Consider the following 15259-nt stretch of genomic DNA (forward strand, 5'->3'; position numbering starts at 1 on the left):
TCCGTCCTGGAAGCGACGTGGGCTGACAAATGGAGTTGAAGCACGGTCCGATGAAATCGGATCAGACTCCGATCTTTTGTCTTTTCGCGCGTCTGGCTTGCGATAGCGACGATGTCGATCACAAACCCGTGAACCTGTTCAACGTGAGAAAAAGCGGATAGTTCCGCCGGGGGCTCAATCGAGCGGGGGAACCGGGGTGATGTGGTAGCCCTTATCGCGCAGCAATTCGACCACTCCTTCCTTCCCCGGAAGATGCATTGCGCCGATGGCCACGAACGCGCTTCCCCGATCGATCAGCGGTGCGGCGCGGTCCGCCATGACGTGGTTGCGGTCGATGACGAGATGCTTCAGGAACAGGCTGTAATCCGCGTCGGACAGATCATCGGGAACAATCTTCCGTAGTGCGGGCATGATCATGCCGACCTCGCCGTCGAGGTAAAGCGCTGTCATGGTTTCCATCGCGTCCTCGATCCTGTCACCATATTCGACGGTGGCGATCAGGTTGCGGATATGGAAGTCGAGCGGCATCCTGTTCATGGCCGTGAGTTGCTCTGCAGCGCTTTCCAGCCCCCGCACGTTACGACCTTCGGCCTGCGCATCGCGGGCAAGACGCTCATCGAGCGACTTTTCGCCGTCATTCGTTCGTTCCCGCTCGCATTTGGGGAGGGTGAGAAGGTTCGTCAGGACCCATGGCTTCATCTTCGCCACCGCGTCGAGAACGATGCCTTGTTGCGCGAGTTTCGCTTCTATTTCCTTGCGCCGGTCTTCGGGAATATGAGATTTGAGTGTGCTGCCATCGGTGAAGAGCAGAAGGTCGGGCTGTTCGAGTTTCAGCCGCAGGAATACCCCAGGGTCCAGAATGTCCGTCGTCTCGATGACGACCGTGTTGGCCGCGCGATAGGCGTTCCCGACCTCCTTCGGCAATTTCAGGACGCGCGGATCGGTCAGGTGGATCGTGCCGAACAGATAGGACGGTTCGATGTCCTCCTTTTCGATCTTCCAGATCAGGCCCATGTGGTTGGGAATGGCATCTGCTTCCCGCCGCAATTCCCGCCATATGGCGGGATTGTCCTTTCTCAGGCCTTCGACGACGTTGACGCCATGCGTCGTGCAGACGACGGGCAGGACGTCGGTTTGGGCCGAGGCGGCGCCCGCCAGACAGGCATAGAGGAGAACGAGAAGCAGCTTTTTCATGACCATCATGTAGGGTCCGGTTTCCGCCGATGCGAGATAGAACCGTCAGGAAGGGGATGAAGCTCCGGCTCGGTCAGGCGCGCGGATGGGCCTTGTCGTAGACTTCCAGCAGCCGTTCCGTATCGACGCCGGTATAGACCTGCGTGGTGGAAAGGCTCGCATGGCCGAGCAGTTCCTGAATGGTTCGAAGGTCACCGCCGCGGCCCAGAAGATGAGTCGCGAAGGAATGGCGTAGCGCATGGGGCGTGGCGCTGTCGGGCAGGCCGAGGGCGCCGCGCAGTCTCTGCATTTCGCGCTGGATGATCGCCGGGTGAAGCACACCGCCCCTGGCACCGCGGAACAGTGGCTTGTCGGCGGAAAGATCGTAGGGACAGAGCGCGCGATATTGCGCCACAACCCTGTGAACCACCGGCAGAAGCGGGACGAGGCGGCTTTTCCCGCCCTTGCCGGTAATGGTGATGGAGAGAGCATCTGCATCCGACAAGGCATCGCCGGAAAGCCCCAGCGCCTCGGATATGCGCAGGCCGCAGCCATAAAGCAGCGTCAGGATGGCGGCGTTGCGTGCCGCGATCCAGGGTTCTTCGGCAAGCTGGCCATCGGCGGCAACCACGCGACGGGCATCGTCAGCCGTGAGCGGCTTCGGCAGAGACTTCGGCTGGCGCGGCGCGCGCATGGCGCCGGCTCCCGCGGCATTGGCGAGGCCGCGCTTTTCGAGATGACGCAGCAGCGAGCGCACGCCTGCAAGCCCGCGTCCAAGCGTTCGCGCGCCGACGCCCTCGTTACGGCGGCTGGCGAGAAAGGAACGCAGATCCGCAATGCGCAGGCTGCCGACATCTTTCAGCGATGGCGGCTCACCAAGATGACCGGTCAGGAAATTGAGAAACTGGCGCGTGTCGCGCTCATAGGCCTCCAGCGTGTTGACCGACAGGCGACGCGCATCCTTCAGCGTTTTCAGCCATTCCTCCCGCGCCGCCGCAAGGTCGGCACGGGCAGGGATGAGGAATTCTCCGTTGGTCGTCATGGGTCGCGGTCGCTCATGTTTCAATCTGGTCCCAGTCTGCCAGGGATAGGTTACCGGCTGGTTGAGGCGAGGCAAAAGGCCCGCAATTACGCGGAAGATCGCGGTTTTGTTACGATTTGACGTGAATTGGGCACGCGAAAGAGCTATTGAACGGAAAATATCAATCCGAGCAGCAGAACAAGGTTGCCAATGCCGCGTCCAGAAAACCCGATCCAGCTCGCCGTCATCGGTGCCGCGCACGGCACACGGGGCGAAGTGAGAGTGAAGACCTTTACCGGCGATCCGCTGGCAATTACCGATTACGGCCTGCTCTACGATGAACAGGGCAAGAGTTACGAAGTGCTTGAAGCCCGTCCTGCCAAGAATGTGGTGGTCGTCCGCTTCAAGGGCGTCAACGACCGCAATGCCGCCGAGGCGCTGAACGGTACGGAGCTGTTTATCGACCGCTCGCAACTGCCGGATGACGAACTGGACGAGGACGAATATTTCCAGACCGATCTGATCGGCCTGCTCGCGGTGGATGCCGATGGCAAGACCTATGGCGTGGTGAGCGCCCTGTTCGATTTCGGCGGCGGCGATCTCATCGAGTTGAGCGAGAAGGGGAAACGCCCGATGCTCATCCCCTTCACCGAAGCGGCGGTTCCCGAAATCGATTTCGACAAGGGCACGCTGCTGGTGGAGCCTCATGCCGCCGGGCTGATCGCCGACGATGAGGGCGAGCGTCCGAAGGCCGAAAAGAAGAAGCCGAAGAAGTCATGACCGAAATTTTCAAGGTCGAAGACGAGGCCGGTTCCTTTCATGCATCCGTACTGACGCTCTATCCCGAAATGTTTCCGGGGCCGCTCGGCGTTTCGCTTGCGGGCAAGGCGCTTCAGGAGGGAACATGGTCGCTGGATACGGTGCAGATCCGCGACTTTGCCGAAGGTAGGCACCGGATGGTGGACGATACGCCGTCCGGCGGCGGCGCGGGCATGGTGATGAAGCCCGATGTGGTGGCGCGGGCGCTCGATTCGGTCGCAGACGACCGTCCGATGCTGCTTATGAGCCCACGCGGAAAGCCGTTGACGCAAAAGCGTGTGCGTGAACTGGCCGAAGGGCCGGGCGCGATCATTTTGTGCGGTCGCTTCGAAGGCGTGGATGAGCGTGTCATCGAGGCACGCGCGCTTGAGGAAGTGTCCATCGGCGACTACATCCTGTCGGGCGGGGAGACTGCCGCAATCGTTCTCCTCGATGCTATCGTGCGGCTTTTGCCGGGCGTGATGGGCAATCGCGAATCCGGCGAGACCGAGAGCTTCGAGACCGGCCTTCTGGAGCATCCCCACTATACGCGGCCGCAGGAATGGGAAGGGCGCTCGATCCCGGATGTCCTGACCTCCGGCAATCATGGCGCTATCGACAAATGGCGGCACGAACAGGCGGAGCGCATCACGCGCGAGCGCCGTCCCGATCTCTGGGAAGCCTATGTCGAGGCGCAGCCGGCGGGAAAGCGCAGATGAATAATGCCCGGCAGTGCCGGGCACTTTTTTTGGAATCAGGCCGTGTGCTGTGTGGCGGATGCACGAAGTTCCGCCTCTGGCTTGCGAAGTATGAAATAGACGCCGCCGCCAATTGCCACGCCGAAGAACCATCCATAGGTCGCCCACCAGGCAGGCAGGATATTGGTGGCCATCGGCAGGACGGACGAGAACAGGGCGCCGATTGCAAACGCGATGAAGGCCTTGACGTGCCAGCCGTTCTGGAACCGGAATTCTCCGTTCTCCTGATAAAGGTCGGCCACGTTCAGCCTGCCGCGGCGCAGCAGATAGTAATCGACCATGATGATTCCGAAGATCGGCCCCATGGTCGAACCGAGGAAATTGACGAAATGCGCCGCACCCGTTTCCCACGGTGCGAAAGGATAAAGCACAAGCGCGATCAGCGCAGCGATGACGCCGCCGCCCTTGAACGAAATCTTCTGCGGAAAGACGTTGGAAAAGTCGAAGGCGGCAGACACGAAGTTTGCGACGACATTGATGCCGAGCGTTGCCACCGTAAAGGTGAGAGCCGCAAGAAGCGCCAGGAACCAGCTATCGAATTTCGCCGAAATCTGGTCGGGATGAAGCAGGACTTCGCCATAGACAGTGAAGGCGGCCGTGGTGGTTACGCCCGCCACAAGGCAGAAGGCCAGAAGATTGACCGGCAGGCCCCACAGATTGCCGCGCCGCAACGATGCCTCATCCCTAGCATATCGTGAAAAGTCGCAGAAGTTCAGATAGAGCGCTGCGAAATAGGTGATCCAGGTGGCCGCGACCGCTGCAAGGGCTGCGAAGGAGCCGGGCTCGCCGGTCACGCCCGCGTCCCTGGTCTTTTCGAGAAGGACATCGCGCGGAATTTCGCTGCCGAAGGAGAAGGTACCGGATTTGATCACCAGATAGACCGCGAGGATGAGCATCATGATCCAGACAGCCGGACCGGCCCAGTCCTGAAACTTGCGCACCGTCTCCATGCCGCGTTGGATGATGAGCAACTGCGCTGCCCAGACGAAGACATAGCACATGACTTCCAGCGTCGAATGGCCGAGAAGGTGGCTGTTCTGGTGGAAGGACAGCATGTCTTCATTGCGGATCAGCAGCGCTACGATGGCCCCGGAAGCAGCGGCGGTTTGCGCGCCGTACCAGAAACAGGCGACAACGCCGCGAACAAGTGCGGGAAAATTGGCGCCGAACGTACCGAAGGACGCGCGCGCCAGCACCGGGAAGGGAACGCCCGTGCGTACGCCGGCGTTTCCGACCAGACTCATCAGGAAGAAGATGACCAGCGAGCCGATGCCTATCGCAATTATGAAATTGAGAAAGCTTCCACAAAGCAGAAAAAGGCTCGCGGCGAGATAATAGCCCCAAAGGCTGTGTACGTCCGACGTCCAGACGTTGAAAATACTGAAGGCACCCCATTTTCGTTCTTCAGCAGGTGCCAAGTCTTCATTATACAAGGAGGGTGAAGGATTTTTCGCCGTCATAGTGTTCCCGTTTTATGTTGTATTTTACATTTTGCTTATGATTATGGCTTTTATTGTCGACAATGACTGTGTCACAGCTCCCGGCGGCTGGCTACGAAAATTTATGACAGGGCGTGACAAATCCGTCGCGATGCTGTATGTGCCTGCCGGATCGGGAAATCCGACCGCTGAAAACCCGTTCGGGCCTTGCCCGACACTCGAAACGAATAAATGGTGTACCGCTCCTGCCTGTAATTGAAGGCATAGTCGCAAGGCCAGGATTGCCCGGCGGCAAGTGCAGAGCGCTCTGACTGTTTGAGAAGAATTTAAGAAGGAGTCCGACGATGACCGACATCATTCGTCAGCTTGAAGCCGAACAGGCAGCAAAGATCGAAGAAAAGCGCAAGCTTCCAGATTTCCAGCCGGGCGACACCGTTCGCGTTCAGGTTCGCGTGACCGAAGGTACGCGTACCCGCGTGCAGGCCTATGAAGGCATCTGCATTGCCCGCTCCGGCGCTGGCCTCAACGAAAACTTTACCGTCCGCAAGATTTCCTACGGCGAAGGCGTGGAGCGCGTATTCCCGGTTTACTCGCCGATCGTTGAAGGCGTTGAACTCGTCCGCCGCGGTAAGGTCCGTCGCGCGAAGCTCTACTACCTCCGTGGCCTCACCGGTAAGGCTGCGCGTATCGCTGAAAAGAAGGACAATCGCACCAAGGCCGAACGCGAAGCTGACAAGCGCGCTGCTGAACGCGATGCCGCCGCAAAGGCTGCCGCCGCCGCTGAATAAGCGTCACGGCGATCTGTTCGAAAAAGGCGGCCTTCGGTCGCCTTTTTTATTTGCCAAACCTGTTACCCAGCGTAACATATCGCATAATTTTGCCAACATCTCGAAAGATTGTTACTGCGACACCCTGTTGCGGTTTCATTTTCTTGACGAAATGAGATGGCAGGTGCATATGACAGGCCAAATTAAGAACCGTTCAAAGGAACTCTCGCAATGAGCGCGCCGCGTACACTTTATGACAAGATCTGGGACGACCATGTAGTGGATCAGCAGGACGACGGAACCTGCCTCCTTTATATCGATCGCCATCTTGTCCATGAAGTGACAAGCCCGCAGGCTTTCGAAGGTCTGCGCATGGCGGGACGCAAGGTCCGTCACCCGGAAAAGACGCTCGCCGTGGTCGATCACAATGTCTCGACCTCGCCCGACCGGATCAACGGCATCAAGAATGAGGAAAGCCGTATTCAGGTCGAAGCGCTGGCGAAGAACGCGGCGGATTTCGGCGTCGAATATTATTCCGAGCGTGACCGCCGTCAGGGCGTGGTGCATATCGTCGGGCCGGAACAGGGGTTTACGCTGCCGGGCATGACCATCGTTTGCGGCGATAGCCATACCTCGACCCACGGTGCCTTCGGCTCGCTGGCCCACGGTATCGGCACGTCGGAAGTGGAGCACGTTCTGGCAACCCAGACGCTGATCCAGAAGAAGGCCAGGAACATGCTGGTGCGTGTGAATGGCGAACTCGCTCCCGGCGTCACGGCCAAGGACATCACGCTTGCCATCATCGGCGAGATCGGCACGGCTGGTGGTACCGGCTATGTGATCGAATATGCGGGCGATGCCATCCGTTCGCTGTCGATGGAAGGCCGCATGACGGTCTGCAACATGTCCATCGAAGGCGGTGCCCGCGCCGGTCTGATCGCGCCGGACGAGACGACCTTCGCCTATATCAAGGACAAGCCGCGCGCGCCGAAGGGCGAGGCGCTGGAACAGGCGATTGCCTACTGGAAGACGCTGCGTTCGGATGAAGGCGCGCATTTCGACAAGATCGTCGAACTGGACGCCGCAAAAATCTCGCCGGTCGTCTCCTGGGGCTCTTCGCCGGAAGATGTCGTCTTCGTCACCGATATCGTGCCGAACCCGGACGACATCAGCGACGAAACCAAGCGTGCATCGAAGTGGCGTGCGCTGGACTATATGGGCCTGAAGCCGGGCACCAGGATGACCGACATCAAGATCGACCGTGTCTTCATCGGCTCGTGCACCAATGGCCGCATCGAGGATTTGCGTGATGCCGCCCGCATGGCGGAAGGAAAGAAGGTCGCCGCCGGCGTCAATGCCATGATCGTTCCCGGTTCCGGTCTTGTGAAGGAACAGGCGGAAGCCGAAGGTCTGGACAAGATCTTCATCGAAGCCGGTTTCGACTGGCGCGAGCCAGGTTGCTCCATGTGCCTTGCCATGAATGACGACCGCCTGAAGCCGGGCGAACGTTGCGCTTCGACGTCCAACCGCAATTTCGAGGGCCGTCAGGGTTTCAAGGGCCGCACACATCTTGTGTCGCCCGCCATGGCCGCTGCCGCCGCAATTGCCGGTCACTTCGTTGATATTCGCGAGTGGAACTGATCCATTCGTCGTACCGTCGTGATTTGAAAAACCGCCGGCTCAGTCCGGCGGTTTTTTCATGTGCTGTGAAAAGAGTTTGCGGATTACCGCTCCCCTTCTTTGCCTTTGTCATCTTCACTGGATACAATCGCGTGAGCTTTGCCGTATCAAGGATCGTTCAATGACCAAAGATCATGCTGTCGATATCGCGCTTCTTCATTTGCGGGATGCCCATGAATTCGCGCCGCTTCTCGCCAGCTATGCACAGGCGCTGAAGCGCGGTGCGCCGCGCCGTCCCGACGAATTCTATGCGGAGCATCTGTTGCAGGATCGCGCCGCCGAAACGCTGGGGGCCCGGGTCGACGGAAATCTGGTCGGTTTCGTGATCTTCTACGATCTGCCGGAACCGGTGACGGGCCTGCGCGCCGGGCAGGTCGACCATATCTACGTTCATCACGACCATCGCGGCAAAGGCATAGCCAAGGCGCTGATCGATGTGCTGGCGGACAAGGCCGAAGAGCGGAGCTGGTCGAAGCTTGTGCTCAACGCGCCGCGCGTGCCGGAAGATGGCCGCAAGCTCTATGAACAGATCGCCACGGCCGCCGATTGGTCGAGCTATGTGATTCGATTCGGCGCATAGTCGATTTTCTGAAAGTGGATGAAATTACACATGTTTTTGCCGGTTGCGATCTTCAATCGTTTGAATGCCGCAATCACGGCAATGTGTCGTCCAGGTGCGACCAATTGTTAGTCTTTTCGTGAAAAAGCTTCTTTGACGTGATGGTGAAAGAGCAGTAGAAAGCGGCACATAGGGCCGTATGCCACGGTCCAGCCACATTTTCTTGAGTCGTGCCCGGGCGGGGATCGAAACTTCTGTTTTCCTCATGCTTGGGGGCGGCATCGAACAAGGGTTCGGGAGAACCCTCTGCCCGGTCGCTTCGCTGATTTTCGTCGGCGGGGTGTTGGCCGGGGAAACGTCAGGGAAGCCCCACGAGAGGCAAACGAGAGCCATGACACAACCGATCGCAACGCGTCAGCGTCCTTTGTCGCCGCATCTGTCCATCTACAAGCCGGTCATCACGATGACGATGTCGATCGTGCATCGCATTACGGGCGGTGCACTTTATCTCGGCACCCTGCTGCTTGCGGCCTGGCTGATCTCGGCTGCGGTGGGCGAAGAGTGCTTCAACGCCGTCAACGCCGTTTTCGGTTCGTGGATCGGCCGCCTGGTCCTGTTCGGCTATACCTGGGCGCTGCTGCACCATCTGGCCGGCGGTGTTCGCCATTTCATCTGGGATACCGGCGCCGGTCTTGAAAAGCACACCGCTTCAAGGATCGCCTGGGCTTCGGTGGTCTTTTCCGTGATTGCCACGATCCTCGTCTGGATCGTCGCCTATTCGGTGCGCTAGGAGGAACCGGTTCATGAACGGCATGAATAAGGATATGCGGACCCCGCTTGGCAAGGTTCGCGGTCTTGGCTCCGCCAAGGAAGGCACTGGCCATTTCTGGTATCAGCGCGTGACGGCCGTGGCCCTGGTGCCGCTGGTCCTGTTTTTCATCGGTCTGGTGATTTCGCTCAATGGCGCAAGCTTCGCGGAAGTCCGGGCCGCTCTTTCGCATCCCCTGACCGCCATCGTCATGGCGCTGTTCGTTCTGACCGGCGTCTATCACATGCGTCTGGGTATGCAGGTCATTATCGAAGACTATGTGCATGGCGAAGGCATGAAGATCGTGCTGGTGATGTTGAACACCTTCTTTGCGGCGGTGGTCGGCTTTGCCTGCCTTTTCGCGATCCTCAAGCTGAGCTTCGGAGGTTGATAGCCCGATGGCTAGTGCAGTAAACAAAACGGCGTCCACGGCGGCGAGCAAGTACACCTACATCGATCACAAGTTCGACGTGGTGGTGGTCGGAGCCGGCGGCGCGGGCCTTCGTGCCACGCTCGGCATGGCCGAGCAGGGTCTCAAGACGGCCTGTATCACCAAGGTTTTCCCCACCCGTTCCCATACGGTCGCGGCACAGGGCGGCATTGCCGCATCGCTGCGCAATATGGGGCCGGATCATTGGCAGTGGCATATGTTCGATACCGTCAAGGGATCGGACTGGCTGGGCGATACCGACGCGATGGAATATCTGGCGCGTGAAGCGCCGGCCGCCGTCTACGAGCTTGAGCATTATGGCGTGCCGTTCTCGCGCACCGAAGAGGGCAAGATCTATCAGCGTCCCTTCGGCGGTCACATGCAGAATTTCGGCGACGGCCCGGCTGTGCAGCGCACCTGTGCCGCTGCCGACCGTACCGGTCACGCGATCCTGCACACGCTTTACGGCCAGTCGCTCAGGAACAACGCGCAGTTCTTCATCGAATATTTCGCGCTCGACCTGATCATGACCGACGGTGTGTGCACCGGCGTCGTGGCGTGGAACCTGGATGACGGCACGATCCATCGCTTCTCCGCCAAGATGGTGGTTCTGGCGACGGGCGGTTATGGCCGCGCCTTTTTCTCCGCAACCTCGGCCCATACCTGCACCGGCGACGGCGGCGGCATGGTGGCGCGCGCCGGTCTGCCGCTTCAGGACATGGAATTCGTGCAGTTCCATCCGACCGGAATTTACGGCGCTGGCTGCCTCATCACCGAGGGCGCGCGCGGCGAAGGCGGTTACCTGGTCAATTCCGAAGGCGAGCGCTTCATGGAGCGTTATGCACCATCGGCCAAGGACCTTGCCTCGCGTGACGTCGTCTCGCGCTGCATGACCATGGAAATCCGCGCCGGTCGCGGCGTGGGCAAGAACAAGGATCACATCTTCCTGCATCTCGACCATCTCGATCCGGCGGTGCTGCAAGAACGCCTGCCGGGTATTTCCGAATCGGCCAAGATTTTCGCGGGCGTCGATGTGACCAAGGAACCGATCCCGGTCATCCCGACGGTTCACTACAATATGGGCGGCATCCCGACCAATTACTGGGGCGAAGTGCTGAACCCGACGCCGGAAGATCCCGACCGCGTCCAGCCCGGCCTGATGGCCGTTGGCGAAGCCGGTTGCGCTTCGGTGCACGGTGCGAACCGTCTCGGCTCCAATTCTCTGATCGATCTGGTGGTGTTTGGCCGCGCGGCTGCAATCCGCGCCGGTCAGGTCATCGATCGCGATGCGAAAATCCCGGACATCAACGAAGTTGCCTGCGAAAAGATCATGGATCGCTTCGACCGCCTGCGCCATGCCAACGGCTCGACGCCGACGGCCAGCTTGCGCGAAAAGATGCAGCGCACGATGCAGGAAGACGCTGCTGTGTTCCGCACGTCGGAATCGCTCCAGCAGGGTTGCGAGCGCATGGAAAAGATCTGGCACGAACTGCCGGACATCAAGGTCACCGACCGCTCCATGATCTGGAACTCCGATCTCGTTGAGACGCTGGAGCTGGAAAACCTCATGGCCAACGCGATCACCACGGTGGTGTCGGCGGAGGCTCGTCACGAAAGCCGTGGCGCCCATGCGCGTGAGGATTTCCCTGACCGCAACGATGCCGAATGGCGCAAGCACACCCTGTCCTGGCTGTCGCCGGACGGCAAGGTGAAGCTTGGCTATCGCGCCGTTCACCTCGATCCGTTGACCACGGAAGAGGAAGGCGGCATCAGCCTCGCCAAGATTGCGCCCAAGAAGCGCGTTTACTGATTAGGGGAAAGAGCAATGGTTGAACTCGCACTTCCCAAGAATTCCCGCGTCCAGGAAGGCAAGACCTGGCCGCGTCCTGATGGCGCCAGCCATGTCACGGAATTCCGTATCTATCGCTGGTCGCCGGATGACGACGCCAATCCGAGCATCGACACCTATTATGTCGATCGCGACGATTGCGGCCCGATGGTTCTGGATGGTCTGCTCTATATCAAGAACAAGATCGACCCGACGCTGACGCTGCGCCGCTCGTGCCGCGAAGGCATTTGCGGTTCGTGCGCCATGAATATCGATGGCGCCAACACGCTGGCCTGCACCAAGGGCATGGACGACATCAAGGGCGCCATCAAGGTCTATCCGTTGCCGCATATGCCGGTGGTGAAGGACCTTGTGCCGGACCTCAACAATTTCTACGCCCAGCACCGTTCCATCGAGCCATGGCTCAAGACGGTTTCGCCGGAGCCGCAGAAGGAATGGCTGCAAAGCCATGAGGATCGCCAGAAGCTCGACGGTCTTTACGAATGCATCCTGTGCGCCTGCTGCTCGACCTCGTGCCCGAGCTACTGGTGGAACGGCGATCGTTATCTCGGCCCCGCCGTGCTGCTTCAGGCCTATCGCTGGCTGATCGACTCCAGAGACGAAGCCAAGGGCGAACGTCTCGACAATCTTGAAGATCCGTTCCGGCTTTATCGTTGCCACACCATCATGAACTGCGCGCAGACCTGCCCGAAGGGATTGAATCCGGCCAAGGCGATTGCCGAAATCAAGAAAATGATGGTCGAGCGCCGCGTGTAGTCGCGGCAATCGCCTCTTTTTTTATGATCCCTGTCGCGCCGGGGCGCTCCACGCCTCTTGTTTATTTCCCTGTCGGCCTGCGGCCTCCACGCCTCTTGTAGCCGAAATCAAGAAGATGATGGTCGAACGCCGCGTGTAGTCGCGGCAATCACTGTCCGCCCGGATTTGTAAAGGGGAAGGCTTTGACTTTCCCCTTTTTCGTTACGTTTGACTACAACCACCATGCTTGGCCATGTGGGCTTGACCTTTGCCCTCATGCCGATATTTCATTGGATAATGACTAGCGTAAAGGTGGTGCTTTCATGCTCGATCATATCGGTTTCAACATTTCCAGCATGCCCAGATCGCGTGCCTTTTATGATGCTGCGCTGGCTCCTCTTGGCATCTCGCGGGCCATGGAATTCGGTGATTGGGTCGGCTATGGGCGTAACGGAAAGCCGGAATTCTGGATCGGCAAGCAGAAGGGCGCGAAGCTCGACGGTGTCCTGCACGTCGCTTTTTCGGCCGGAACGCGTTCCGAGGTCCACCGCTTCTACGATGCCGCCCTTGCCGCAGGCGGTGCGGATAATGGCAAGCCGGGCCTGCGCGCCGATTACCATCCCGATTATTACGCAGCCTTCGTTATCGACCCGGACGGCCACAATATCGAAGCGGTCTGTCATTTGCCGGAATGAGAAAGCGGGCTTGCGCCCGCTCATTTTTCATAGTTCGCCTATTTCTACCGTGCCTTGAAGTCGAAGACCAATACGCCGTTTTCTTCGGCAAGAAGCGGCCCGACGAAATCCTTAAACTTCTGATGGGCTGGATCGTAGAATTTCGGGTCGGTCACCACTGGTGTGCCAACATAGTAGTTCCGGTCGCCTTCGGAGCGAAAGGTGACAATAAAAGCTTCCTGAAAATCGTGATCCACGCCTTCGCCGCTTATTTGCGAACCGGCCTCGATTCGCTGAATATAGGGCTTTCCGTTTCTCTTTGCCTGATTCTCAAGAGCGAGGAACCGTTCCCGGGCTTCCTTGATTTGAGCCGGGCTAGTCGTTTCCTTATATTTGAAGAGAACGATGTGCTGGATGGCGCCCGGCTTATAATCCGAAGCGGTAAACGCATGGGTGCCAATAGCTCTCTGATCATTGTCAAGAGATGTTCTGATGTTTCCTGTTTCAGAATAAGCGAAAGAAGAAGTGAATAATGTCATGGATATAATTGCCGAGTAAATAAGCCTATTTTTCATTTACAATATCCTGCTAAAAAATAATACAAATATTTCTATAAGAACGCTTTTGTTTTTACAGAAAGTAATTCACTCTATCTTTTTTCTTTATTCCTGAAAACTCGCGAAGATAGGGAGTAGAAAACTACTCCCTGAAAATTGTTGGAGTTAGGCCAGCCTGGCATCCAGCGTCACTTCAATGGCGCCCAGTGCTTTCGAAAGCGGGCAGGACTGTTTGGCCTTGTTGGCGAGGGCTTCGAAATCCTCGACCGAGATTCCGGGAATGGCGGCGTTGAGCGTCAGCGCGCTGCGGCTGATTTCGAAACCGCCGCCCTCCGCGGGACCAATCTTGACGGTGGCTGTCGCTTCGAGCTTTTCCGCCGGCGTCCCGTGCTCGGCCAGAAATGCGGAAAGCTGCATGGCGAAGCAGCCGGCATGTGCCGCGCCCAGAAGTTCTTCCGGATTGGTGCCCGAACGTCCGCTTTCATCGACAAAACGCCCCTTGAAATCATAGGGAAGGTCCTTCAGCGCACCGCTTTGCGTATCGAGGGTGCCCTTGCCTTCCTTCAGCGTGCCTTGCCAGACGGCGGTTGCTTTTCTGTCCATGAGACGCTCTCCTCTCGGTTGGGATTTCGTTTCCGATATAGGGCGCGGAGGGAACGGGTCCAGCGATCAGCCAGAATTCAAATGGACTGTCCTTTCAACAGGCGTGGCGTATCGCCGGAAAGACCGGCGGCCTGCTTGATGAAGAAGGATTTCAGCGTCGGGACACGGTCGACGAGGCCCAGACCGATATCGCGGATCGAGCGCACCGCCGGATTGTCGTTGGAGAAAAGCCTGGTCAGGATATCGGTCGTGACGCCCATCTGCACGATGTCGAAGCGTCGCCACGACTGATAGCGCTCAAGCGCGGCAAAGGAACCGATGTCGAGACCGAGGCGATCGGTTTCGACCACGACTTCGGCAATCGCCGCCGCATCGCGGAACCCGAGATTGAGGCCCTGGCCTGCAATGGGGTGGATGCGGTGGGCGGCATCGCCGACCAGTACGAAGCGCGGCTTCACGAATTCACGCGCAAGTGTCAGCCCGAGCGGGAAGGCCCGGCGCGGGCCCTCGACATGCAGGGCGCCGAGGCGGTGACCGAAGCGCTGTTCCAGTTCCGCCTCGAAAACGAAATCATCCTCCCGGATGAGGCGTTCGGCGTCTGCGGTGCGTTCGGTCCAGACGAGCGAACTGCGATTGCCCTTGAGCGGAAGAATGGCAAAAGGACCCGCTGGCAGGAAATGCTCGTCGGCGCGGCCGCCATGCGGGCGTTCGTGACTGACATTGCAGACGATGCCGGACTGGCCATAGTCCCAGTTGACTGTCTTGATGCCCGCAAGATCGCGCAGGCGCGAGCGCGCGCCGTCCGCCGCTATCAGCAGGCGCGTTTCAAGCGTGTTGCCATTGGAGAGCGTAACCGTCACGTTCTCGGGCAGGGTGGTGAAACTTTCCACGCTGACCGCTTCCAGAAAAGCGATGCCAAGCGCATCGGCCTTGTTGTGAAGGGCGGTGTTGAGCACCCGGTTTTCGACCATGTGGGCGAAAGGTTCGCCGGGCTCCACTTCGCCTTCGAAGGTGAGAAATACCGGGCGTACCGGATCGGATGTACGGGAGTCGGTAATTACCATTTCCGTGATGGGCTGGGCTTCGGGAAGGATTTCCTGCCAGCAGCCGAGCCGATCGAGCATACGCGAGGCGGCTGCGGCGATGGAGGACGCGCGCGGATCGTTCTTCCACGCCCCGGCCGGGGCGCCGTCGATCACGGTGACGGAAAGGTGCGGCGCTGCCGATTTGATCGCAACCGCCGTGACCAGCCCCACATAGCCGCCGCCCGCAATCACCACATCGTTACCGCGTGCTGCTTCCTGCTTGTTTCGGCCAGCCATCGTCATTTCCTTTCGAGAATCCATCTCACCAGCGGTGTTTTGGCACATATCGCCGTTCAGGGAACCCTATATTTTGCCGCGGCGCG

General features: G+C 59.0%; 16 protein-coding genes. 10 read left to right on the plus strand and 6 right to left on the minus strand.

Annotated features, from left to right (window positions below):
- Window positions 1-174: 174 nt before the first annotated feature.
- Window positions 175-1194: a TraB/GumN family protein gene (locus FHS76_RS01890; protein ID WP_183647484.1), complete on the minus strand. Its 1020-nt coding sequence runs from the start codon at window positions 1192-1194 to the stop codon at window positions 175-177.
- Between the two features lie 73 nt (window positions 1195-1267).
- Window positions 1268-2215, minus strand: a complete 948-nt coding sequence (locus FHS76_RS01895; RefSeq protein ID WP_183647242.1) for a tyrosine recombinase XerC — start codon at window positions 2213-2215, stop codon at window positions 1268-1270.
- A gap of 189 nt (window positions 2216-2404) precedes the next feature.
- On the opposite strand from FHS76_RS01895, the gene rimM reads away from it, so the two are divergent.
- The gene (rimM, locus tag FHS76_RS01900) at window positions 2405-2974 is read left to right on the plus strand and encodes a ribosome maturation factor RimM (RefSeq protein ID WP_183647245.1); all 570 of its coding nucleotides are present in this window, start codon (window positions 2405-2407) and stop codon (window positions 2972-2974) included.
- The gene (trmD, locus tag FHS76_RS01905) at window positions 2971-3711 is read left to right on the plus strand and encodes a tRNA (guanosine(37)-N1)-methyltransferase TrmD (RefSeq protein WP_183647248.1); all 741 of its coding nucleotides are present in this window, start codon (window positions 2971-2973) and stop codon (window positions 3709-3711) included. The genes rimM and trmD overlap by 4 nt, the downstream gene beginning before the upstream one ends.
- A 35-nt stretch (window positions 3712-3746) precedes the next feature.
- On the opposite strand, the gene FHS76_RS01910 is transcribed toward trmD, so the two are convergent.
- Complete coding sequence (locus tag FHS76_RS01910) at window positions 3747-5210, minus strand: NCS1 family nucleobase:cation symporter-1 (protein WP_183647251.1); 1464 nt, start codon at window positions 5208-5210, stop codon at window positions 3747-3749.
- A gap of 323 nt (window positions 5211-5533) precedes the next feature.
- On the opposite strand from FHS76_RS01910, the gene rplS reads away from it, so the two are divergent.
- From rplS to FHS76_RS01950, 8 genes are all read left to right on the plus strand, one after another.
- Window positions 5534-5977: a 50S ribosomal protein L19 gene (rplS, locus tag FHS76_RS01915; protein WP_183647254.1), complete on the plus strand. Its 444-nt coding sequence runs from the start codon at window positions 5534-5536 to the stop codon at window positions 5975-5977.
- Window positions 5978-6187: 210 nt separating this feature from the next.
- Window positions 6188-7597 carry a 3-isopropylmalate dehydratase large subunit gene (gene leuC / locus FHS76_RS01920; protein WP_183647257.1) on the plus strand — a complete coding sequence of 470 codons (1410 nt, stop codon included), beginning with the start codon at window positions 6188-6190 and terminating at the stop codon, window positions 7595-7597.
- Window positions 7598-7757: 160 nt separating this feature from the next.
- Window positions 7758-8216, plus strand: coding sequence for a GNAT family N-acetyltransferase (locus FHS76_RS01925; RefSeq protein WP_183647260.1), 459 nt, complete (start codon window positions 7758-7760; stop codon window positions 8214-8216).
- Between the two features lie 370 nt (window positions 8217-8586).
- A complete protein-coding gene (gene sdhC / locus FHS76_RS01930; protein WP_183647263.1) occupies window positions 8587-8985 on the plus strand; it encodes a succinate dehydrogenase, cytochrome b556 subunit in 399 nt (132 codons plus the stop codon).
- A 13-nt stretch (window positions 8986-8998) separates the two neighbouring features.
- Window positions 8999-9394 (plus strand): succinate dehydrogenase, hydrophobic membrane anchor protein, encoded by a 396-nt coding sequence (gene sdhD, locus FHS76_RS01935; protein WP_183647266.1) that lies wholly within the window; start codon window positions 8999-9001, stop codon window positions 9392-9394.
- A gap of 7 nt (window positions 9395-9401) precedes the next feature.
- On the plus strand, window positions 9402-11243 hold the full coding sequence (gene sdhA / locus FHS76_RS01940) for a succinate dehydrogenase flavoprotein subunit (protein ID WP_183647269.1): 1842 nt from the start codon (window positions 9402-9404) through the stop codon (window positions 11241-11243).
- A gap of 15 nt (window positions 11244-11258) precedes the next feature.
- Window positions 11259-12038, plus strand: coding sequence for a succinate dehydrogenase iron-sulfur subunit (locus tag FHS76_RS01945; protein ID WP_183647272.1), 780 nt, complete (start codon window positions 11259-11261; stop codon window positions 12036-12038).
- Between the two features lie 302 nt (window positions 12039-12340).
- Entirely contained in the window at window positions 12341-12712 is a 372-nt protein-coding gene (locus tag FHS76_RS01950; protein WP_183647275.1) for a VOC family protein, read from the plus strand.
- 44 nt (window positions 12713-12756) lie between these two features.
- Here FHS76_RS01950 and FHS76_RS01955 read toward each other — a convergent pair whose 3' ends face one another.
- The 3 genes from FHS76_RS01955 to FHS76_RS01965 all read right to left on the minus strand — a co-directional run bounded on the left by FHS76_RS01955 (window position 12757) and on the right by FHS76_RS01965 (window position 15173).
- On the minus strand, window positions 12757-13266 hold the full coding sequence (locus tag FHS76_RS01955) for a Dabb family protein (RefSeq protein ID WP_210305969.1): 510 nt from the start codon (window positions 13264-13266) through the stop codon (window positions 12757-12759).
- A 147-nt stretch (window positions 13267-13413) separates the two neighbouring features.
- The gene (locus FHS76_RS01960) at window positions 13414-13851 is read right to left on the minus strand and encodes an OsmC family protein (RefSeq protein WP_183647277.1); all 438 of its coding nucleotides are present in this window, start codon (window positions 13849-13851) and stop codon (window positions 13414-13416) included.
- Between the two features lie 77 nt (window positions 13852-13928).
- Window positions 13929-15173 (minus strand): ubiquinone biosynthesis hydroxylase, encoded by a 1245-nt coding sequence (locus FHS76_RS01965; RefSeq protein ID WP_183647280.1) that lies wholly within the window; start codon window positions 15171-15173, stop codon window positions 13929-13931.
- Between the last annotated feature and the right edge of the window lie 86 nt (window positions 15174-15259).

The organism is Brucella daejeonensis, assembly GCF_014199265.1.
GTDB classification, from domain to species: Bacteria; Pseudomonadota; Alphaproteobacteria; order Rhizobiales; family Rhizobiaceae; genus Brucella; species Brucella daejeonensis.

Bases quoted from the DNA above. Each gene is read 5' to 3' on its own strand.
- FHS76_RS01890 (WP_183647484.1), bottom strand. From the start codon at position 1,194: ATGAAAAAGCTGCTTCTCGTTCTCCTCTATGCCTGTCTGGCGGGCGCC.
- FHS76_RS01895 (WP_183647242.1), bottom strand. From the start codon at position 2,215: ATGACGACCAACGGAGAATTCCTCATCCCTGCCCGTGCCGACCTTGCG.
- rimM (WP_183647245.1), top strand. From the start codon at position 2,405: ATGCCGCGTCCAGAAAACCCGATCCAGCTCGCCGTCATCGGTGCCGCG.
- trmD (WP_183647248.1), top strand. From the start codon at position 2,971: ATGACCGAAATTTTCAAGGTCGAAGACGAGGCCGGTTCCTTTCATGCA.
- FHS76_RS01910 (WP_183647251.1), bottom strand. From the start codon at position 5,210: ATGACGGCGAAAAATCCTTCACCCTCCTTGTATAATGAAGACTTGGCA.
- rplS (WP_183647254.1), top strand. From the start codon at position 5,534: ATGACCGACATCATTCGTCAGCTTGAAGCCGAACAGGCAGCAAAGATC.
- leuC (WP_183647257.1), top strand. From the start codon at position 6,188: ATGAGCGCGCCGCGTACACTTTATGACAAGATCTGGGACGACCATGTA.
- FHS76_RS01925 (WP_183647260.1), top strand. From the start codon at position 7,758: ATGACCAAAGATCATGCTGTCGATATCGCGCTTCTTCATTTGCGGGAT.
- sdhC (WP_183647263.1), top strand. From the start codon at position 8,587: ATGACACAACCGATCGCAACGCGTCAGCGTCCTTTGTCGCCGCATCTG.
- sdhD (WP_183647266.1), top strand. From the start codon at position 8,999: ATGAACGGCATGAATAAGGATATGCGGACCCCGCTTGGCAAGGTTCGC.
- sdhA (WP_183647269.1), top strand. From the start codon at position 9,402: ATGGCTAGTGCAGTAAACAAAACGGCGTCCACGGCGGCGAGCAAGTAC.
- FHS76_RS01945 (WP_183647272.1), top strand. From the start codon at position 11,259: ATGGTTGAACTCGCACTTCCCAAGAATTCCCGCGTCCAGGAAGGCAAG.
- FHS76_RS01950 (WP_183647275.1), top strand. From the start codon at position 12,341: ATGCTCGATCATATCGGTTTCAACATTTCCAGCATGCCCAGATCGCGT.
- FHS76_RS01955 (WP_210305969.1), bottom strand. From the start codon at position 13,266: ATGAAAAATAGGCTTATTTACTCGGCAATTATATCCATGACATTATTC.
- FHS76_RS01960 (WP_183647277.1), bottom strand. From the start codon at position 13,851: ATGGACAGAAAAGCAACCGCCGTCTGGCAAGGCACGCTGAAGGAAGGC.
- FHS76_RS01965 (WP_183647280.1), bottom strand. From the start codon at position 15,173: ATGGCTGGCCGAAACAAGCAGGAAGCAGCACGCGGTAACGATGTGGTG.